Annotated in this window: 15 protein-coding genes and 1 pseudogene; 5 read left to right on the top strand and 11 right to left on the bottom strand. The window is 64.8% G+C overall.

The window, feature by feature from the left end; all coding sequences use genetic code 11:
- Nucleotides 1-2 precede the first annotated feature (2 nt).
- Nucleotides 3-1,673: a methyl-accepting chemotaxis protein gene (locus tag ASD45_RS17680; protein WP_162249457.1), complete on the bottom strand. Its 1,671-nt coding sequence runs from the start codon at nt 1,671-1,673 to the stop codon at nt 3-5.
- A gap of 115 nt (nt 1,674-1,788) precedes the next feature.
- Between ASD45_RS17680 and gshB the strand changes: the two genes are divergently transcribed.
- Nucleotides 1,789-2,733, top strand: a complete 945-nt coding sequence (gene gshB / locus ASD45_RS17675) for a glutathione synthase (protein WP_056913006.1) — start codon at nt 1,789-1,791, stop codon at nt 2,731-2,733.
- Between the two features lie 17 nt (nt 2,734-2,750).
- On the opposite strand, the gene ASD45_RS17670 is transcribed toward gshB, so the two are convergent.
- The 3 genes from ASD45_RS17670 to ASD45_RS17660 all read right to left on the bottom strand — a co-directional run bounded on the left by ASD45_RS17670 (nt 2,751) and on the right by ASD45_RS17660 (nt 6,373).
- Entirely contained in the window at nt 2,751-4,577 is a 1,827-nt protein-coding gene (locus ASD45_RS17670) for an EAL domain-containing protein (RefSeq protein ID WP_162249456.1), read from the bottom strand.
- A 216-nt stretch (nt 4,578-4,793) separates the two neighbouring features.
- The gene (locus ASD45_RS17665; RefSeq protein WP_056913004.1) at nt 4,794-4,994 is read right to left on the bottom strand and encodes a hypothetical protein; all 201 of its coding nucleotides are present in this window, start codon (nt 4,992-4,994) and stop codon (nt 4,794-4,796) included.
- Nucleotides 4,995-5,065: 71 nt separating this feature from the next.
- Nucleotides 5,066-6,373 carry an MFS transporter gene (locus ASD45_RS17660; RefSeq protein ID WP_056913003.1) on the bottom strand — a complete coding sequence of 436 codons (1,308 nt, stop codon included), beginning with the start codon at nt 6,371-6,373 and terminating at the stop codon, nt 5,066-5,068.
- 124 nt (nt 6,374-6,497) lie between these two features.
- On the opposite strand from ASD45_RS17660, the gene ASD45_RS17655 reads away from it, so the two are divergent.
- Both ASD45_RS17655 and ASD45_RS17650 read left to right on the top strand, forming a co-directional pair.
- Nucleotides 6,498-7,067: a TetR/AcrR family transcriptional regulator gene (locus tag ASD45_RS17655; protein WP_056913002.1), complete on the top strand. Its 570-nt coding sequence runs from the start codon at nt 6,498-6,500 to the stop codon at nt 7,065-7,067.
- A 117-nt stretch (nt 7,068-7,184) separates the two neighbouring features.
- A pseudogene (locus ASD45_RS17650) lies at nt 7,185-8,722 on the top strand (YifB family Mg chelatase-like AAA ATPase).
- Nucleotides 8,723-8,741: 19 nt separating this feature from the next.
- Here ASD45_RS17650 and ASD45_RS17645 read toward each other — a convergent pair.
- Nucleotides 8,742-10,391: a methyl-accepting chemotaxis protein gene (locus ASD45_RS17645; RefSeq protein WP_200949736.1), complete on the bottom strand. Its 1,650-nt coding sequence runs from the start codon at nt 10,389-10,391 to the stop codon at nt 8,742-8,744.
- 311 nt (nt 10,392-10,702) lie between these two features.
- Between ASD45_RS17645 and ASD45_RS17640 the strand changes: the two genes are divergently transcribed.
- On the top strand, nt 10,703-12,928 hold the full coding sequence (locus tag ASD45_RS17640) for an ATP-binding protein (RefSeq protein WP_056913000.1): 2,226 nt from the start codon (nt 10,703-10,705) through the stop codon (nt 12,926-12,928).
- A gap of 187 nt (nt 12,929-13,115) precedes the next feature.
- The gene (locus tag ASD45_RS17635; protein ID WP_244485561.1) at nt 13,116-14,021 is read left to right on the top strand and encodes a GNAT family N-acyltransferase; all 906 of its coding nucleotides are present in this window, start codon (nt 13,116-13,118) and stop codon (nt 14,019-14,021) included.
- A gap of 101 nt (nt 14,022-14,122) precedes the next feature.
- Here the strand turns inward: ASD45_RS17635 and coaA are convergent, their stop codons facing one another.
- From coaA to ASD45_RS17605, 6 genes are read right to left on the bottom strand one after another with little or no spacing between them, the layout of a single operon-like run.
- A complete protein-coding gene (coaA, locus tag ASD45_RS17630) occupies nt 14,123-15,076 on the bottom strand; it encodes a type I pantothenate kinase (protein WP_056912999.1) in 954 nt (317 codons plus the stop codon).
- Between the two features lie 10 nt (nt 15,077-15,086).
- Nucleotides 15,087-15,404 carry a phosphoribosyl-ATP diphosphatase gene (locus tag ASD45_RS17625; RefSeq protein WP_056912998.1) on the bottom strand — a complete coding sequence of 106 codons (318 nt, stop codon included), beginning with the start codon at nt 15,402-15,404 and terminating at the stop codon, nt 15,087-15,089.
- Nucleotides 15,405-15,460: 56 nt separating this feature from the next.
- Entirely contained in the window at nt 15,461-16,237 is a 777-nt protein-coding gene (gene hisF, locus ASD45_RS17620; protein ID WP_056912997.1) for an imidazole glycerol phosphate synthase subunit HisF, read from the bottom strand.
- Nucleotides 16,237-16,977, bottom strand: a complete 741-nt coding sequence (gene hisA, locus ASD45_RS17615) for a 1-(5-phosphoribosyl)-5-[(5-phosphoribosylamino)methylideneamino]imidazole-4-carboxamide isomerase (RefSeq protein ID WP_056913581.1) — start codon at nt 16,975-16,977, stop codon at nt 16,237-16,239. Before hisA ends, hisF begins: the two co-directional genes overlap by 1 nt.
- Nucleotides 16,974-17,624: an imidazole glycerol phosphate synthase subunit HisH gene (gene hisH / locus ASD45_RS17610; protein ID WP_056912996.1), complete on the bottom strand. Its 651-nt coding sequence runs from the start codon at nt 17,622-17,624 to the stop codon at nt 16,974-16,976. Before hisH ends, hisA begins: the two co-directional genes overlap by 4 nt.
- Nucleotides 17,621-18,130 carry a DUF2628 domain-containing protein gene (locus ASD45_RS17605; protein WP_056912995.1) on the bottom strand — a complete coding sequence of 170 codons (510 nt, stop codon included), beginning with the start codon at nt 18,128-18,130 and terminating at the stop codon, nt 17,621-17,623. Before ASD45_RS17605 ends, hisH begins: the two co-directional genes overlap by 4 nt.
- Between the last annotated feature and the right edge of the window lie 126 nt (nt 18,131-18,256).

Raw genomic sequence — 18,256 nt, 5'->3', positions numbered from 1 at the left:
GTCTACGCGCTCAGCCGTTCGAAGAACTGATCGACCTGCCCGCGAATGCGCGAGGCGACGTGCCCGAGATCGTCGGCGACGCTTTTCACCGTGTTGGCGCTCGTGCGGGTATCGGCGGTGGCGTTGCCGACGAGGCCGACTTCCTTGGCCGTGTCGATGGTGCGCAACGCGGCGGTCTCGACGCTGCGGGCGATCTCGCTGGTAGCCGCGCCCTGCTCGGTGACGGCGGCCGCAATGGCGCCGGAAATATTGCCGATTTCGCGGATCGTGCGTTCGATCGCGTTGATGGCCTCGATCGAGGTCGCGGTCGCGCGCTGCATGCCGGCGATCTGCGCGCTGATTTCCTCGGTCGCGCGGCTGGTCTGGCCGGCCAGTGCCTTGACCTCGCCGGCGACGACGGCAAAGCCGCGGCCGGCTTCGCCCGCGCGCGCCGCCTCGATCGTGGCATTGAGCGCCAGCAGGTTGGTCTGCTCGGCGATGTCGGTGATCAGCTTGACGACGTCGCCGATGCGGGTTGCCGCCTCGCCAAGCTCCTTGACCGCACGATTGGTCTGACCGGCCTCGCTGACCGCCTTCGAGGCGATCGCGTTCGACTGCAGGACCTGGCGGTCGATTTCATTGACCGAGGCCGACAGCTCATCGGCCGCTGACGCGATGTCGCGCACATTAGCCGAGGCCTCGGACGACGCCTGCTCGGCGCGGGTCGTCTGCATTGATGCCACGTCAGCCGCTCCGGCAAGCTTTGTCGAGGCGGCCAGCATCTGATCGGAGATCTGCCCGAGCTCCGACAAGGTTGTTTCGACCTCGGCCGAAAAGCGTGCAATTTCGCCGCTGATCTCGCGCTGGCGCGCCGCACGCTGCTCCGCCTCTTCGACGACGGTCTGGTTGAGCTCGCGGTTATGCATCATGGCGCGATGGAAGACTTCGATCGAGCGCGCCATGGCGCCGATTTCGTCCTTGCGGCCGCTGTAAGGGATCGACGCCACCTGCGAGCCGCCGGCCACGGATTCCGTGACCCGCGTTATCGCGGTCAACGGTTTGACGATGCCGCGCGCGATGAACAGCAGCGCCGTCGTCGCCAGCGCCGCAAGCCCGGCAAAGATAGCAAGCCAGCGCACGCCCTGGTCGATATTGCCGTTGATCTCGGTGAAAGCGATGTCGGCTCGCCTGGCGTATTGATCGGTCAGGCTCTTGAGGTCGGCATTGAGCTCTTTGCGTTCGCCGCGGCTGGCCTCGCCCCATGTGCGCGCGGCGTCGGCACCTTTGTCGGCGGCAATGCGTGCGAGTTCGCGGCGATAGGCGACAAAGGAAGCGACGCGCTTCGAGAAGGCCTCGAACAGCGCCGCATCGTCCGTGTGGACAGTCTTTTTCCAGTCGCCCATCAACTCTTCGATACGATCGAGAAAGCCGTTGAGGCCGTCGATGAATTGCCGACGGTTGGCCTGGTCGTTCGGCAGGTAGGTTCCGCGCGATTCCGCCACCACGGCGTAGATCAGGCCGTTGATGCGCTCGATGTTCTTCATCCCGGTGTTGGCCGACTCATAGGTCGTGGTCAGCACCGCGTAGTGGCGGGCGTTGATGACTGCCGATCCGGACAGCGCCAGTGCGGTCATGGCCATGAGCGCGAAGATGGCATAGAGCTTGGCGGCGATCGAAAGCTTCGGCAGAGTCACTTGCGGCCCCATCCTGCGCGGCATAAATCCCGGGTTCCATATACTCGCCGGAATACGTTAACGATCTGTTTTCCTTAACTTTTGGCCCCTCGCAGGATACCTTCGGAAAGCCCCCATGAGCCTGAAAATCGCCGTGCAGATGGATCCGATCGAACGGATCAATATCAAGGGGGACTCGACCTTCGCGCTGCTGCTGGAGGCCCAGGCCCGCGGCCACGCGCTGAGCTATTACACGCCGGACCGCATGGCCCAGCTCGACGGCCGGCTCTTTGCGCGGGTCGAGCCGCTGACCGTCCGCGACGAGCACGGCAACCACTTCACCCTGGGCGAGCCCGCCCGCGTGCCGCTCGACACCTTCGATGTTATCCTGCTCCGGCAGGACCCGCCCTTCGACCTCTCCTACATCACAACGACCCATATGCTGGAGCGCATTCACCCCAAGACTCTGGTGGTGAACGACCCGGCCGAAGTGCGCGACGCGCCCGAGAAGATCCTCGTGACCTCGTTCCCCGATCTGATGCCGCCGACGCTGATCACGCGTGACCTTGCCGAGATCAAGGCATTCCGCACCGAGCACAAGGACATCGTCATGAAGCCGCTGTACGGCCATGGCGGCGGCGGCGTATTCCGCGTCACGCGCGAGGATCTCAATTTCGGATCGCTCTACGACATGTTCGCCGCGACGTTCCGCGAACCTTGGGTGGTGCAGGCCTTCCTGCCGGCGGTGAAGGACGGCGACAAGCGCATCCTCCTGGTCAACGGCGAGTTCGCCGGCGCGGTCAATCGGGTGCCGGCGCCGGACGACCTGCGCTCCAACATGGTGCGCGGCGGCTCGCCGAAGGCGACCGACCTGACGCCGCGCGAACGCGAGATTATCGCGCGCCTCAAGCCGACGCTGGTCAACCGCGGCATGATTTTCGTCGGCATCGACGTGATCGGCGACATGCTCACTGAAATCAACGTCACCTCGCCGACCGGCATCCGCGCGGTGAAGAACCTCGGCGGCCCCGATGCCGCGGCGATGGTGTGGGACGTGATCGAGAAGAAGCGCCGCGGCTGACGCCCGGCGGGAGCGCTCTACGCCGAGCGTTTCTGCGGTGCGGCTTTCGTCGCGGCGGCAGCATTGCTGCCGCCGAGTATGAGCCGCGTGGTCGCCGCGACATCGGCCGGCCGGCCGAAGAAATAGCCCTGGCCATACTGACAACCGAGCTCCATGAGCCAGGCGGCTTGCGCTTCCGTCTCGATTCCTTCGGCGACCACCCGCAAGTCCAGCTTGCGCGACAGATCGACCAGCAATTCCACGACCAGCCGGCTGGGGCGCTCGACCAGCATCCGGTGAACGAATGACCTGTCGATCTTGACGATGTCGACCGGAAAACTGACGAGGTGGGTCAGCGACGCATAGCCGGTGCCGAAATCGTCCAGCGCGACGACGACGCCCTTCTTGCGCAGCCGCTCCAGCACGCCGACGACCTTGTCGTCCGGGCCGTCCATGAACACGGTCTCCGTCACCTCCAGAACCAGACGGTTGAGCGGAACGCCGACCGATTCAAAGGCATCCGAGAGGCGATGCTCGAGATCGGTGCGATAGAAGTCGGCGGTCGAGAGATTGATGCCGATGTGCTTGACCGCGAGGCCGCGATCGATCCAGCTGCGCATGTCGCGAGCGATCTGTTTGAGCATCTGGTCGGTGAGCCGAAACGCGATGCTCGGATCGGACAACGCCGCCTGCACCTCGCCGGCCGAGATGATGTCGCCGCCTTCGAGGCGAATGCGCGCCAGCGATTCGAAGCCCTCGATCGCGCGGCCGTCGATCGCCATGACGGGCTGATAATAGGGCAGCACGCGGTGGTCGTTGAGCGCCTGGTCGACGGTGCGGATCTTCGACATGCGCAGCGCAATTGAAGTGCGCAGGTTCTTTTCGAACGGGACGTAGCCGCCGCGCTTGATTTCCTTGGCGTGATACAGCGCGAAGTCGGCGTTCTGCCGCAGGAAGTCGGCGTTGTTGCCGTCGACGCCGTAAACCACGCCGCCCATCGTGATCTGCGGGATGATGGTGTAGCCGTCGCAATCGAACGGCTCGCGCATCGCGCGCATGAGCGTATCGGCGACCGCGACGAGGTCGTCGTGCGACCGGCATCCGTCGGCCAGGACCGCGAATTCGTCGCCGCCGAGGCGGTAGGCCGAGTTCGGCACCACGCCGGCGAGTCGGCCGGCGACTTCCTGGATAAGCCCGTCGCCGACGACGTGACCCATCGTGTCGTTGGCGATCTTCAGATTGTCGATATCGACGACCAGAAGGCCGAACGCCGGATCGTCGGCGACGATGCGCTCGAACATCGTGTCGTCGAAGCTGCGCCGGTTCGGCAGGCCGGTGAGCTGATCGAAATAGGCCAGCGCATGGTTGCGGCGCTGCGCCTCGTCGTGCTCGATGGCGATCGAAAACAGATGCACGCAGGTATTGACGATCGCGCGCTCGAGTTCGGTCGGGCCGCGCTTGGTGCGATAGTAGAAGCCGAAGGTCGCCGCGACACGGCCATCGCGCGTCTTGATCGGGCTCGACCAGCACGCCATGAGGCCGAGCGGCAGGATCAGGTCTTTATACGGAGCCCACAGCGGATTGGTCGACACGTCATCGACTTCGACGGGCTCGCCCAGATAGGCCGCAGTTCCGCAGGAGCCGACATTCGGCCCGATCGAAAGGCCGGTGATGGCTTCGGAATAATGTTGCGGCAGGCTGGGCGCGGCCACCGTGGCGAGCTTGCCGTCCGGCGTGACAGCGACGATTGAGCAGACGACCCCGGGAGCGAGTTCTTCGGCGCGACGGCACAGCAACTGAGCGATATCTTCGAAGCGCTCCCCGGTGACGAGCGCTTCGAGAATCTCGGTCTGCAATGCGTGCAAGGGAAGGCTCTGTTGAGGAGGCATCGCTCATACCCGCGACAATTGAACGAGCGAATAAACACCCTCTCCCTTAATTCCCTGAAAATTTAGATGTTCAACTGCGTTATTCAAACAACGCTAAAAGCCGCGCGTTTCCGTTTACCGGCGAACGGCGCAGAGGGCCGCGCCGCCTTCGAGGCTGACACCCGGCGCGCGCGGCATGCTGCTGTGGCGCCCTCAGGCGGCTTCCTGTTCAAAGCCGGATATCGAGAAAACAACCCGCTGCCGGCCCAGTTGCACGTGCTGCAACTCCCAGATCAGCTCCTCGACCTCGTGATTGGCGGCTTCGGCTTCCTCTCGAGCGCGGCGCGCTTCGAGCAGGTCGTTTTGCATGGCTTGGCGATCGATCATGGCGAGCACCTCTGTGACACCCGCCATGGTAAACGAAATTTTTTGTTCTGCAAATGTTCTCTTTGCCGTCCACAGGCCCGACCGGTCCGGGCGGCGGGTCAGCCCCCCGCCGCAGCCGTGGCCGGCCCGGAGCTCAGGCGCAGTCCGCGGCTGATGAACAGCACGAGCACTGCCGCGATGAGGCACAGCGCGCCGGCGGCGAAGAACGCCGGCACATAGGTGCCAAATTCGGTACGGGTCAGGCCGGCGCCATAGGCGGCGAAGGCCGCGCCGATCTGGTGACCGGCGAACACCCAGCCGAATACCAGTCCCGCCTTTTCACGGCCGAAGCGATCGGCGGTGAGCTTGACCGTCGGCGGCACCGTGGCGATCCAGTCGAGGCCATAGAACACCGCGAACAGCGACAGCCCGTAGAAGGTGAAATCGGTGAACGGCAGAAACAGCAGCGACAGGCCGCGCAGGCCGTAATACCAGGCGAGCAGATAGCGGCTGTCGAACCGATCGGAGAGCCAGCCGGAGCCGATTGTGCCGAAGAAGTCGAACACGCCCATCATGGCCAGAACGCTGGCCGCGGTGACGGCGGCAAGACCGTAATCGCTGCAGAACGTGACGAAATGAGTCTGCACCAGGCCGTTGGTGCTGCAGCCGCAAACGAAGAACGTGGCAAAGAGAATCCAGAACGTGCCGGTGCGCGCTGCATCCTTCAGCACCAGCAGCGGCGACATCATCAGCGACCAGAGTCCTTCGCCTTGCGCGGGCGCGGGCGTCACCTGCGTCTCGCCGTAGATCGGCAGCGCCAGATCGGCGGGCCGGTCGCGCATCAAAGCGAGCGTGACGAGCGCCGTAGCGGCGAGCATGGCGCACATGAAAGCCAGCGCAGTGCGCCAGCCGTAATCGGTTGTCAGCGCGGCGATCACCGGGAGGAAAACCAGTTGCCCGGTCGCGGAGCTCGCGGCCAGAAGGCCGACGACGAGGCCGCGCCGCTTGTTGAACCAGCGCGTCGCCACTGTGGCCGCCAGCACCATTGCGGTCAGCCCGGTGCCGAGTCCCACCACCACGCCCCAGAGCAGCATCAATTGCCACAGCCCGGTCATGTTGAGCGACGCAAGGAAGCCGACGCAGATGAGAGCCAGCGCCGTGAGGATGACACGGCGGACGCCGAAGCGGTTCATGAAGGCGGCGGCGAACGGACCGAGCAGCCCGTAAAGCAGAATGCGCAGCGCCAGCGCCGCGGAAATCTCCGACGTCGTCCAGCCGAATTCCTTCTCGAGCGGCACGATCAGAACGCCGGGCGCGCCCATGGCGGCGGCCGTCACCAGCATGGTGAGGAAGGTGCTGGCGACCACGACCCAGCCGTAATGGACGTTGCGGCGGCCGAGGCTGGCGGCAAGTGCGTTCGAAACCATGGTAGTGGCCCGGGGTTTGGCCCCAGCGGAAACCGCCGCAGCCGTTAAATGATGACCATCATCTATTGAAATAGATGACGGATGTCATATAACTTGTCAAGCTGTGCCGCGAGGGGAAAAGCGCATGCGCGTCAGTCGAGAAAAGGCGGCCGAAAACCGCGAACGCATCATCGCCGTGGCAAGCACCTTGCTGCGCGAGAAGGGCTTCGATGGCATTGGCGTCGCCGACATCATGAAGGCCGCCGAACTCACGCATGGTGGATTTTACGGACATTTCGAATCGAAAGACGATCTGGCGGCGCAGGCCTGCGATGCGGCCTTGGCGAAGTCCGCCGCGCGCTGGACCGAGGTGCGCGACAGCGCGGGCGACGATGCCTTCGCGGCGATGATCGCCCACTATCTGTCGCCGCGGCAGTACGACAGTTCGGGTCGCGGCTGCGCGCTGGTGGCGCTGGGCGCGGAGGCGCCGCGTCAGGCCAAGTCGGTGCGCGCCGTGTTTCGCGATGGCCTGATGCGGCTCGTCGACGTGTTGATGGGAGCGATCCCCGGCACCAAGGCGGCGCGACGGCGCAAGGCGCTGGCGGTGATGGCGCAGCTCGTCGGCGCCGGCGTGCTGGCGCGTGCCGTCAACGACGGCGCCTTGGCCGAGGAAATCCTTGAGGCGACCAAGCGCGATTTGCTGGCGCGCTCCTGAGCCCGAGGCGACCGCGCTGGAGAGGCGCCATCTCAACCGGACATTTTTGTTCTTCAAATGTTCTTGTCGGGCTTTGCAACCTGGGCTACACTCAAAGGTAGAACTCAGGGGGCAGGCATGGTCCAGCGGGTAGCGACGGTCGCTTTTGAGGGCATCGACGCCCGCATCGTCGACGTCCAGGTCCAGGTCGCTCCCGGCCTGCCCGCTTTCAATATCGTCGGGCTTCCCGACAAGGCGGTCTCCGAGGCCAAGGAGCGCGTCCGCGCGGCTCTCATCGCCTCCGGCCTCGCCCTGCCGGCCCGCCGTATCACCGTCAATCTCGCGCCCGCCGATTTGCCGAAGGAAGGCAGTCACTACGACCTGCCGATCGCGCTCGGACTGATGGCGGCGATCGGCGCCATTCCGGCCGACGCCTTGTCGGGCTTCACCGTGCTCGGCGAACTCGGCCTCGACGGTTCGATCGCGCCGGTCGCGGGGGTTTTGCCGGCAGCGATCGGCGCCAACGGCAATGGCTACGGACTGATCTGTCCGCAGGCTTGCGGTCCGGAGGCGGCGTGGGCCAGTCCGGAGATCGAAATCATCGCGGCGCAGTCGCTCATTCAACTGGCCAATCATTTCCGCGGCACGCAGGTGCTGATGCGCCCGGTACCGAAGATCCGCGAGCTTGAAGGCGTTTCACTCGACCTCGCCGACATCAAGGGACAGGAAAGCGCCAAGCGCGCGCTCGAAGTCGCCGCCGCCGGCGGCCACAATCTGCTGATGATCGGTCCGCCCGGCGCCGGCAAATCGATGCTGGCGGCCCGGCTGCCGTCGATCCTGCCGCCGCTGTCTCCGGCCGAATTGCTCGAGGTCTCGATGATCGCCTCGGTCGCCGGTGAGATCGAGGGCGGTGCCCTCACCAACCGGCGGCCGTTCCGCGCGCCGCATCATTCCGCCTCGATGCCGGCTTTGGTCGGCGGCGGCCTCCGCGCGCGGCCCGGCGAAGTGTCGCTGGCGCATAACGGCGTCCTGTTTCTCGACGAGATGCCGGAGTTCTCCGGCCAGGTACTCGATTCGCTGCGCCAGCCGCTCGAAACCGGCGAGGTCGCCATCGCCCGCGCCAATCATCGCGTCACTTATCCGGCGCGCTTCATGCTGGTCGGCGCGATGAACCCCTGTCGCTGCGGACGCGCCAACGATCCGGGCTTCGCCTGCAATCGCGCGCCGAATGTGCGCTGTGCCGCCGATTATCAAGGCCGGCTGTCCGGTCCGCTGATCGACCGCATCGATCTGCATATCGAAGTGCCGGCCGTCACCGCCGCCGACCTCATCCTGCCGCCGCCGACCGAAGGCAGCCGCGAAGTGGCGGCGCGTGTCGCACGCGCCCGTGACATCCAGATCGAACGCTACGCCGCGCGCGGCGCCGCCCACATTCGTTGCAACGCGCAAGCGAGCGGCCCGATTCTGGAGAAGTCGCTTGCGCCGATACGGCCGGGCTGAAATTGCTGCGCGATGCCGCCGACCACATGCAGCTATCGGCGCGCGGCTATCATCGCGTCTTGCGCGTCGCCCGTACTTTGGCCGATCTCGACGGTGCCGACAAAGTCGGCCGCGTGCATTTCGCCGAAGCCTTGTCGTATCGCGCGCTCGCCGACGACGTTCGCCGCGCGGCCTGAGCGGAAAGCGAGCGCTCCTTTAAGCCGCGCGCGCGACCGCGCGGCTGCCGGGGCGCAACGGCCGAGCCTGCGGCCGCTCGGAGGGAGCAGCCTTGCCCATATCGACATTGAAGAATTCGACCTGCTCGTCCATGGCCCGCGCCTGATCCTCCAGCGATTTGGCAGTCGACGCGTTTTCTTCGACCAGCGCCGAATTCTGCTGCGTTACCTCGTCCATCTGTGTCAGCGCCTTGTTGATCTGCTCGATGCCCGAGGCCTGCTCGGCGCTGGCGCTGGCGATATCGGCGACGATCGTCGTCACATCCTTGATCGAGGACACGATCTCGGCGAGAGACGCGCCGGCGCGATTGACCAGTTCGACGCCGTCTTTCACCTGGCCAGTTGAATTTGTGATCAGGTCCTTGATGTCCTTGGCCGCCTGCGACGACCGCTGCGCAAGGCTGCGCACCTCGGAGGCCACGACGGCGAAGCCACGACCGGCCTCGCCGGCGCGCGCCGCTTCGACGGCGGCGTTGAGCGCCAGCAGATTGGTTTGACGCGCGATCTCATCAATGACGCCGATGATATCGGCAATCTTGCGCGACGAATCCTCGATCCGCGCCATGGCATCGATCGCCTTGCCGACGACATCGCCGCCGCGACCGGCGACAGTCTCGGTCGTCTTCGCCGACTCCGCGGCGCGCCGCGCGTTGTCGGCGTTCGATTTCACGATCGACGAGATCCGCTCCATCGACGCCGAAGTCTGCTCCAGCGTCGCGGCCTGCTCTTCGGTCCGTTGTGACAGATCGGTTGTGCTGGTCGTGATCTCCGTCGAGGCGCTGGTCACGTCGCGGGCCGAACGCTTGACGGCGCCGATCACCGCATTGAGCTTGTCGATCGCGGTATTCAGATTATCGCGAAGCTCCATGTACTCCGGCGGCATCTTCTGCGTGATCCGTGCGGTCAAATCACCGCTCGACAGATGCGCAAGACTGTCACCGAGAATGCCGATCGGCCTGACGAGCCGGCGGATGATCGCCAAGATCCCGATCATGAGCAGGAGAAACAGCGCCGCATCGACGCCGGCTACCGACCAGATCGCGGTGCGGCCCAGACTCGACGAATCGGCTTCGACCTTCTCACCCAAAGCGTTCGCTGCGGTCACGATCTGGTCGATCACCGCGCGATGGCCGTTATAGATGGTCGTCAGTTCGGCATAGGCCGCCTTCGCTGCCGCTGCGTCCTTGCGCTCGAGGGCCGGGACGAGTTTGTCGTCGAACACCGTCCAGAACTTCGCGACATAGGCATGCGAGGCTTCCGTCAGCTTGTCCCTGATGCCGGTATCGAGGTCGGACCCCTGCCAATAGGCGCGGCGCGTGTCGTAATCCTTGCGCAGTTCGGCGACGCGCTTCTTGGCGTCTGCGACCGGCGTCTCGAAATAGGCGGCGCGCGTCGCTTCGAGATAGGCTTCGATGATGTAGAGCGGCGGCGGCAGGATATCGGCGACCAGATCCTTGGTCTGCACGATCCGCTCGTAAGTCGCGCCGCCGATGCGGATCTTGGTCATCGAGTAGGCGCTGATCGCGACGGCGACGCCGATGCCGACCGCCATGGTTACGCCGAAGACGAGCAACGTGGCCATCGACTTCAAGCTGCGCCGGCGAGTTGTCGAATGATGAGGCTGTGACATCGCTCGCTTCCTGGCCCTCGTCGAGCGTTCCGCCGTCGCCAACGAGCCGAGGGCATTCGTTTGATAAATCGATCCCGTAAACATGGCTGTTATTTATTAAGGAAACATTCAACATACCGAATGGATGCATAAACGACGCTGTTTGTTCCATGCTCCATGCCGCTTGTCGTAGCGAGATACTGTCGGCCGAGCTCCTGCCCCCGGCGCTGCCGGCCCGGTGTTTAACGCGGCTTTCACTACATCCGCACGAGTGCGCCCGGCACGGGCTTGCCGCCACCGAATTGCAAGACTTGGCGGGCACAACGCAGGCTATGGTCAAACGCAATCGCCCGTCGCAGCCTCATTCGCGCAACGTCGCGGCGCTGATCCTGTTTGGCCGTTCGGCCGTCGTCACCTTGTCGATCATCTCCGGCGCGCTCGGCTTTTACGCCGGTATTCAGGCGTCAAGCGCCGACTACGATCCGCATGCCTTCGCGCTCGGCGCCGCGGCGTTGTTTGCTGCCGCCTGCGTCGTCATCGCCGGGCTCCTGATGCAGCGCCGCTCCGCCAAGGCGGCAAGGCAAGAACTCGAAATGCGCATCGAGGAGCTGTCGGATCGAAACTGGGAATTGCGCGAGGCCGAAGTGCGGGCCCGCGGCCTGCTCGAAGCGCAAGGCGATCTGATCGCGCGTCGCGACGCGACCGGTTATCTCACCTACGTCAATGACGCCTATTGCAAGCTCGCCGGGCAAAGCCGCGCCGATCTCCTCGGCCGCCCCGCCGCCTTGCCGGTCTTCGAGCAAGGCGACATCACGGTGCTCGCCGACGGCACGCGCGCGCATGATCAGAAGATCGGCATGGACGGCGGTGCGCGCTGGATCGCCTGGCGTGAAGTCACCGTGCGCGGCGACAACGGCAGCGAGATCCAGAGCGTCGGCCGCGACGTAACCGACCGTGTCGAGGCACGCAGCCTCGCCGAAGCGGCCAACAACGCCAAGTCGCGCTTCCTCGCCACCATCAGCCACGAGATCCGCACGCCACTCAACGGCCTCATCGGCATGACCGATCTGCTGCTCGACACGGCGCTGACTCCGGAGCAACTCAACTACGTCAAGGCAGCGAAGAACTCCGGCGAGACGTTGCTGGGCTTGATCGAGGAGGTGCTCGACCTGTCCAAGATCGAAGCCGGCAAGCTCGATCTCGATCCGCAGCCGTTCGCGCTGCTGCCGCTGGTCGAAGAGACCATCGAATTGCTGGCGCCCCGCGCGCAGGCCAAGGGCATCGACATCAGCTCTTTCGTCGATGAGCGCCTGCCGCCGGCGGTCGTGGGCGACGCCGCGCGCCTGCGCCAGATTTTGCTGAATCTGGCCGGCAACGCCGTGAAGTTCACCGAACAAGGCGGCGTCACCGTGATCGTCGAGCCCGCGATCGACGGCGGCGATGGCGACCAGGCCATCCGTTTCAGCGTCCGTGACACGGGTATCGGGCTTGCACCGGAAGACCAGGCGCGCGTTTTCCGCGACTTCGAACAGGCCGATGCGTCATCGACGCGCAAGTTCGGCGGCACCGGTCTCGGCCTCGCCATTTCCAAACGCATCGTCGAGGGGATGAACGGTACGCTGAGTGTCGACAGCACGGCCGGTCAAGGCTCGACCTTTGCTTTCACGGTCGTCCTGCCGCCGGCCGACGACGAAGCCGCGCGGCCGTTCACGCCGCCCGATTTATCCGGGCAGTCCGTACTCATTGTTTCGCAAACTGAGACCACCGCCGAAATGCTGGCGCGCCGTCTCGACGCCTGGGGCGCGGCGACGCAAATCGAGATCGGCGATGCGCTCGACGCCGCGCGTCATTTGCAAACAGAGCATTTCGACGCACTGTTGATCGACGGCCGGCTCGCCGGCGAGATGGACGCTGCCGAGCCGTCATTCATGGCGCTGACCCACCGCATCGCCATGGTCAATCCGGGCGAACGCTCCGGCTTGCCGGCGCTCAAGGAAGCCGGCTTCACCGGCTATCTGGTCAAGCCGGTCCGCGCGGCGTCGCTGGCCGCCCGGTTCACGAGCGAGCAAACGTTCGAAACGGACAAGCCGGCCGAACCGGCCGCGGAAATGAATGTCCAGCCCATGTCCGCTGTGGCGCGTTCCGTGCTGCTGGCCGAGGACAACCCGATCAACGTGATGCTGACGCGGACTTTGCTGACGCGCTTCGGCCATCGCGTTACCGTGGTTGGCGACGGCGCTGGCGCCGTGCTCGCCTGGAGCAGCGCGCAGGAAACCGGCGTGCCGTTCGATCTCATCCTGATGGACGTGCAGATGCCGGGCATGGACGGCCTCGAAGCGACCCGGCGCATTCGCGCGCGCGAAGCCGAAATCAGGGAGACCGGGCTCGACAGCTACCAGCCGACGCGCATCGTCGCCTTGACCGCCAACGCCTATGCCGACGATCGTACCGCCTGTCTTGCGGCCGGCATGGACGCCATTCTGACCAAGCCCCTTGACCGCGAGCGCCTGCGTGACGAGTTAAGCAGGGTTGCGGGCGCGCCGTCGATTGCCGCCTGATTGGGCTTCCCCAAACTGTCATAATTCCGTATCCCTGCCATGGTGTAGGGATACAGCGGCGCGGCAGTGTCGATTCGTCAGGTCTTGAATGGCGTGAAAACCGCGCTTTATCGCGGAAATGAACCCGGAAAAAGCTCCAAAGGGCTCCTTTATGGCACGCGACGTCAGCGTGAATCAGACGCGTAACATGTTCGGCCGCCGTCGCGCGGTTCCAGCCGCGCCAGGCCTGATTTCGTCGTTGCAAGCCTATGGCGGCCTGCAGGCCTGGGCGGCACGCGCGCACCGCCCGGTGCAGAGCCTCGGCCGCATGGGTTCGCTCGAGGTTCGCCTCGCCCAAACTGCCGCTGAGGTGCGCCAGGCGCAGAAGCTTCGTTACCGCGTGTTCTATCAAGAAGGCGCCGCCATCCCGAACCCGGGCCGGCTGTTCGCCCGCCGCGACGTCGATGGCTACGACGCGATCTGCGACCACCTCTTGGTGCTCGATCATGCCGCGCGCGAAGGCGCGCCCGGCAACCGGCCGGCGGTCGTCGGCACTTACCGACTGCTGCGCCAGGCACTGGCTGAAGAGCATGGCGGCTTCTACACCTCCGGCGAATTCGACATTGGCGGCCTGATCGCGCGCCACCGCCGCCTGCAATTCCTCGAACTCGGCCGCTCCTGCGTGCTGGCGCCATATCGCAACAAACGTACGGTCGAGCTGCTGTGGCACGGCATCCATGCCTACATCACGCAGAACCGCTGCGACGTGATGATCGGCTGCGCCAGCCTCGACGGCACCGAGCCAAAGCGTCTCGCGCTGCCGCTGTCATTCCTGCATCACTACGCCCGCGCGCCGGAAGAATGGCGCGCGCAGGCGCTGCCGGAACGCTATGTCGAGATGAATCGCATCTCCAAGGAAGCCATCGATCCGAAGGAAGCGTTGCGACTCCTTCCCCCGCTGGTGAAGGGCTACTTGCGGCTGGGGGCCTATATCGGCGACGGCGCCGTGGTCGATCATGAATTTGGCACCACCGACGTCCTGATCGTGCTGCCGGTTGCTGCAATCAAGCAGCGCTATATGGAGCACTTCGACCTCAGCCGCCGCGCGGCGTAGCCCTCCGCGAGTCGCCCCCGCGAAGGCGGGCACTCATACACCGTGACTTCTCGATCGAATGGTGGCTGTGGGTCCCGCTAACGCTCACCCGGGACGACGAGCTACAGCCTCCGCAGCGACACTTTCTCGATCTTGTGAGTCGCGCTCTTCTTCAGGATCAGATCGGCACGCTGCCGTGTCGGCAGGATATTCTCGTGCAGGTTCACGAGATTGATACGCTCCCAGATCGACATCGCGGTCTTGCCCGCCTCGGCATCCGACAATTCCGAATAGCGATGGAAGTAGGACTTCGGATCGCGGAATGAGGTGCCGCGCAAGGTCAGAAAGCGATCGACGTACCAGTCCTTGAGGACGTCTTCCTCGGCATCGATATAGACAGAGAAGTCGAAGAAGTCGGACACGAACGGAATGGCCTTGCCATCCTTCGGCAGGCGCCCGGTCTGCAAGACGTTGAGGCCTTCGACGATGAGAATGTCGGGACGATCGACCTCGACCCACTGGTTCGGCACCACGTCATAGATCAGATGCGAATAGATCGGCGCCCGCGCCGGCCGCCGCCCCGCTTTGACGTCGGACAGGAAGCGCAGCAGCGTGGCGAGATCGTAGCTTTCGGGAAAGCCCTTCTTCTCCATCAAGCCTTCGCGCTCGAGCACCGCGTTGGGAAACAGGAAGCCGTCGGTGGTGACGAGATCGACTTTGGGCGACGCTGGCCAGCGCGCCAGCAAGGCCTGCAGCACGCGCGCGGTGGTCGATTTACCCACCGCGACCGAACCGGCAACGCCGATGATGAACGGCATCTTCTCGTCGGTGACGTTGAGGAAACGCTCCTGCGCGCGGAACAGCCGCTGCGTCGCGGTGACGTAGAGCGACAGCAGCCGCGACAATGGCAGGTAGATGTCCTCGACTTCCTTGATGTCGAGCCGGTCGTGCAGCGAGCGCAGCCGCGTCACCTCTTCCGAGGTCAGCGTCATCGGCGCGTCTTCGCGCAACGCCGCCCACTCCGCGCGCGAGAAGCTGCGGTAGGGCGACAGATTTTCTTCGACGCGCTGTTCCATTACGCAGCCGTCACGCTTTCCGTGACGCCTTCTCGGCGTGGCCCGATTGCGCCGTGCGCCGGTCGAGCTCGGCTTCGACCTCGGCGAACGGCACGCCCTTCGTCTTCAAGAGCACCATCAGGTGATAGATAAGATCGGCGGCTTCGGAAACGAGCCGGCCCTTGTCTTCGGACACGGCGGCGATCGCGGTTTCGAACGCCTCCTCGCCCATTTTCTTGGCGCAATGCGCCGGGCCTTTTTCGATAAGGCTGCGCGTATAGGACTGCTCGGCGGTGGCGCGCGAGCGCTCGTCGATGCGCTTTTCCAGGTCGGCGAGGGTGAAGCTCATGGAGGCCCTTTCCGGGGCGTGATTTAGCAGGTTATGCCGGTCGCGTCATTCCGCTGTCATGGGTCGAGCCGCATCGGCAGGCCGGCTTTGGCCATGTATTCCTTGGCTTCGCGCACCGAATACTCACCGAAATGGAAGATCGATGCGGCAAGCACAGCCGTGGCATGACCGTCGCGAATACCCGCCACCAGGTGATCGAGATTGCCGACTCCGCCGGAGGCGATCACCGGCGCCGGCACCGCATCGGCCACCGCGCAGGTCAGCGCGATATCGAAGCCGGACCGGGTGCCGTCGCGGTCCATCGAGGTGAGCAGAATTTCGCCAGCACCCAGCGATACGACCTCGCGCGCATAATCGATGGCGTCGAGGCCGGTCGGATTGCGGCCACCATGGGTGAAGATCTCCCAGCGCGGCGGCTCGCCGTCCTTCGAGACTCTCTTGGCGTCGATGGCGACGACGATGCACTGATCGCCGAACTTCTCCGCCGCTTCCTTCACAAAAGCGCGCCGGTTCACCGCCGCGGTGTTGATCGACACCTTGTCGGCGCCGCATTTCAGCAGCTTGCGAATATCTTCCACCGTGCGCACGCCGCCGCCGACGGTCAGCGGCATGAAGCAGGCCTCCGCCGTGCGCGTCACGACGTCGAAGATCGTATCGCGGTTTTCGTGGCTCGCCGTGATGTCGAGAAAGCAGAGCTCATCGGCGCCTGCGGCATCATAGGCCACCGCCGCCTCCACCGGATCGCCGGCATCGCGCAGATTGACGAAGTTGACGCCCTTGACGACGCGGCCGTCTTTCACATCGAGGCAAGGAATGACGCGAACCTTGAACATCAGCGCTGCGCCTCTGCCTCGCCGATAAGCTTCAGCGCTTCCGCGACGTCGAGCCGGCCGTCATAGATCGCTCGGCCGGCGATGGCGCCCTGCAGCTTGCGCGCGCGCGGCTCGAGCAATGCGCGGATATCATCCATCGAGGCCAGCCCGCCCGAGGCGATAACCGGAATGGCAATGGCTTCGGCCAGCGCAATGGTGGCCTCCCAGTTGATGCCCTTGAGCAGGCCGTCGCGCGCGATGTCGGTGTAGATGATCGCGGATACGCCGGCATCCTCGAAGCGGCGCGCAATCTCGAGCGCGGTCAGCTCCGACGTTTCCGCCCAGCCTTCGACCGCGACCTTGCCGTCGCGGGCGTCGAGCCCGACGGCGATGCGGCCGTGATACTTCTTCGCCGCTTCCTTGACGAATTGCGGATCGCGCACCGCGGCGGTGCCGATGATGACGCGATCGACGCCCTTGCCAAGCCAGCCTTCCACCGTCGCCATGTCACGCACCCCGCCGCCGAGCTGCACCGGAATGCCAATGGTTTCGAGAATACGATCGACCGCATCGGCATTCACCGGCTTGCCGGCGAAGGCGCCGTCGAGATCGACGATGTGCAAGTAATGAAAGCCCTGCACCTCGAAGGCGCGCGCCTGCGCCGCCGGGTCGCGGTGAAACACGGTCGCGCGCGCCATGTCGCCCTGCTCCAGGCGCACGGCGAGGCCTTCCTTGAGATCGATGGCGGGAAACAGAATCATGGCGTCCATTTCAAAAAGTTCGCGATCAGCTTCAGCCCGAGGCGTTGGCTCTTTTCGGGGTGAAACTGCGTGCCGACAATGTTGTCGCGACCGACGATTGCGGTGAGCGGCCCGCCGTATTCGGTCTGCGCGACCAGGTCGTCTTTATTCGCCGTCTTGAACTGATAGGAGTGCACGAAATAGGCGTGCAGTCCGTCAGGCCCAAGCGGGATTTCGTCGAGCAGCGGATGCATCTTCTTCAGGTCGAGCGTATTCCATCCCATGTGCGGGATCTTCAGTTCCGGATCGGCTGGGGCGATCCGGTCGACCTCGCCCGCGATCCAGCCGAGACCTGGCGTTACCTGATATTCCAGGCCGCGCTCGGCGAGAAGCTGCATGCCGACGCAAATGCCGAAGAACGGCCGGCCGTTCTTGCGGACGGCTTCTTCCAGCGCATCGATCATGCCGGGTACAGCGACCAGGCCGCGCTTGCAGTCGGCATAAGCCCCGACGCCGGGCAGCACGATGCGATCGGCTTTCGCAACGTCGTCCGGGCTCGATGTCACGAGGATCGGCTGGTCATGGCCGCTCTCGCGCGCGGCGCGTTCGAACGCCTTGGCCGCCGAGTGCAGGTTGCCCGAGCCGTAATCGACAATGGCGACGCTCATCGGGACGTCCCCGGCTCGGGAAACAAACCGATGACGTCGGAGCCGGACGGCGGCCCGCGACGCACCGGTGCTGCATAAAGCGGCGTGCTCTCGACCGGCGGCGTGCCGGACGGCGTTGCGGCGCGTTGCGTCCAGGCGCCGAAGAAGCGGCGCTCGGCGAGTTCGCCATCTTCGGCGACGACGAAGCCCAAGGTCTTCCACTTGCGGCGCTGCAAGGTCCAGCGCTGGATGCTCGCCGCTTCGAAGCCGATGAGGATCGCGATCAGGACGTCGACGAGCATGCGCCACGACGCCGGCACATGCGCGCGCGACAGCGCGAAGTCGAGCGCGATCGACGCGACGACATAAATGATCAGCGCCAGCCACAGCCGCCTCAGCACGAACCACAGCGGCGGCAGCAGGAAGGCCCAGAAGTGGAATCCATCGCGCACGAAAACAAAGCGTTCCGGACTGGCAACGCTTTCGTTCTTCCGCAGCGGCGGCTCGTGCACGGTGTAGGTGGGCATTTGGTTTACTCGATCACTCTCTGGTCATCCCGGGGCGCGTCGGAAGGATGCGCGCCCGGAATCCATATTCACAGACCGGGGTTATGGATTCCGGGCTCGCTCGCTTTCGCTCGCGCCCCGGAATGA

This window comes from Pseudolabrys sp. Root1462 (assembly GCF_001426945.1).
Classification (GTDB): Bacteria; Pseudomonadota; Alphaproteobacteria; order Rhizobiales; family Xanthobacteraceae; genus Pseudolabrys.
The sequence above is the reverse complement of the archived record's forward strand: the minus strand, read 5'-3'. Positions and strand labels throughout refer to the sequence as shown.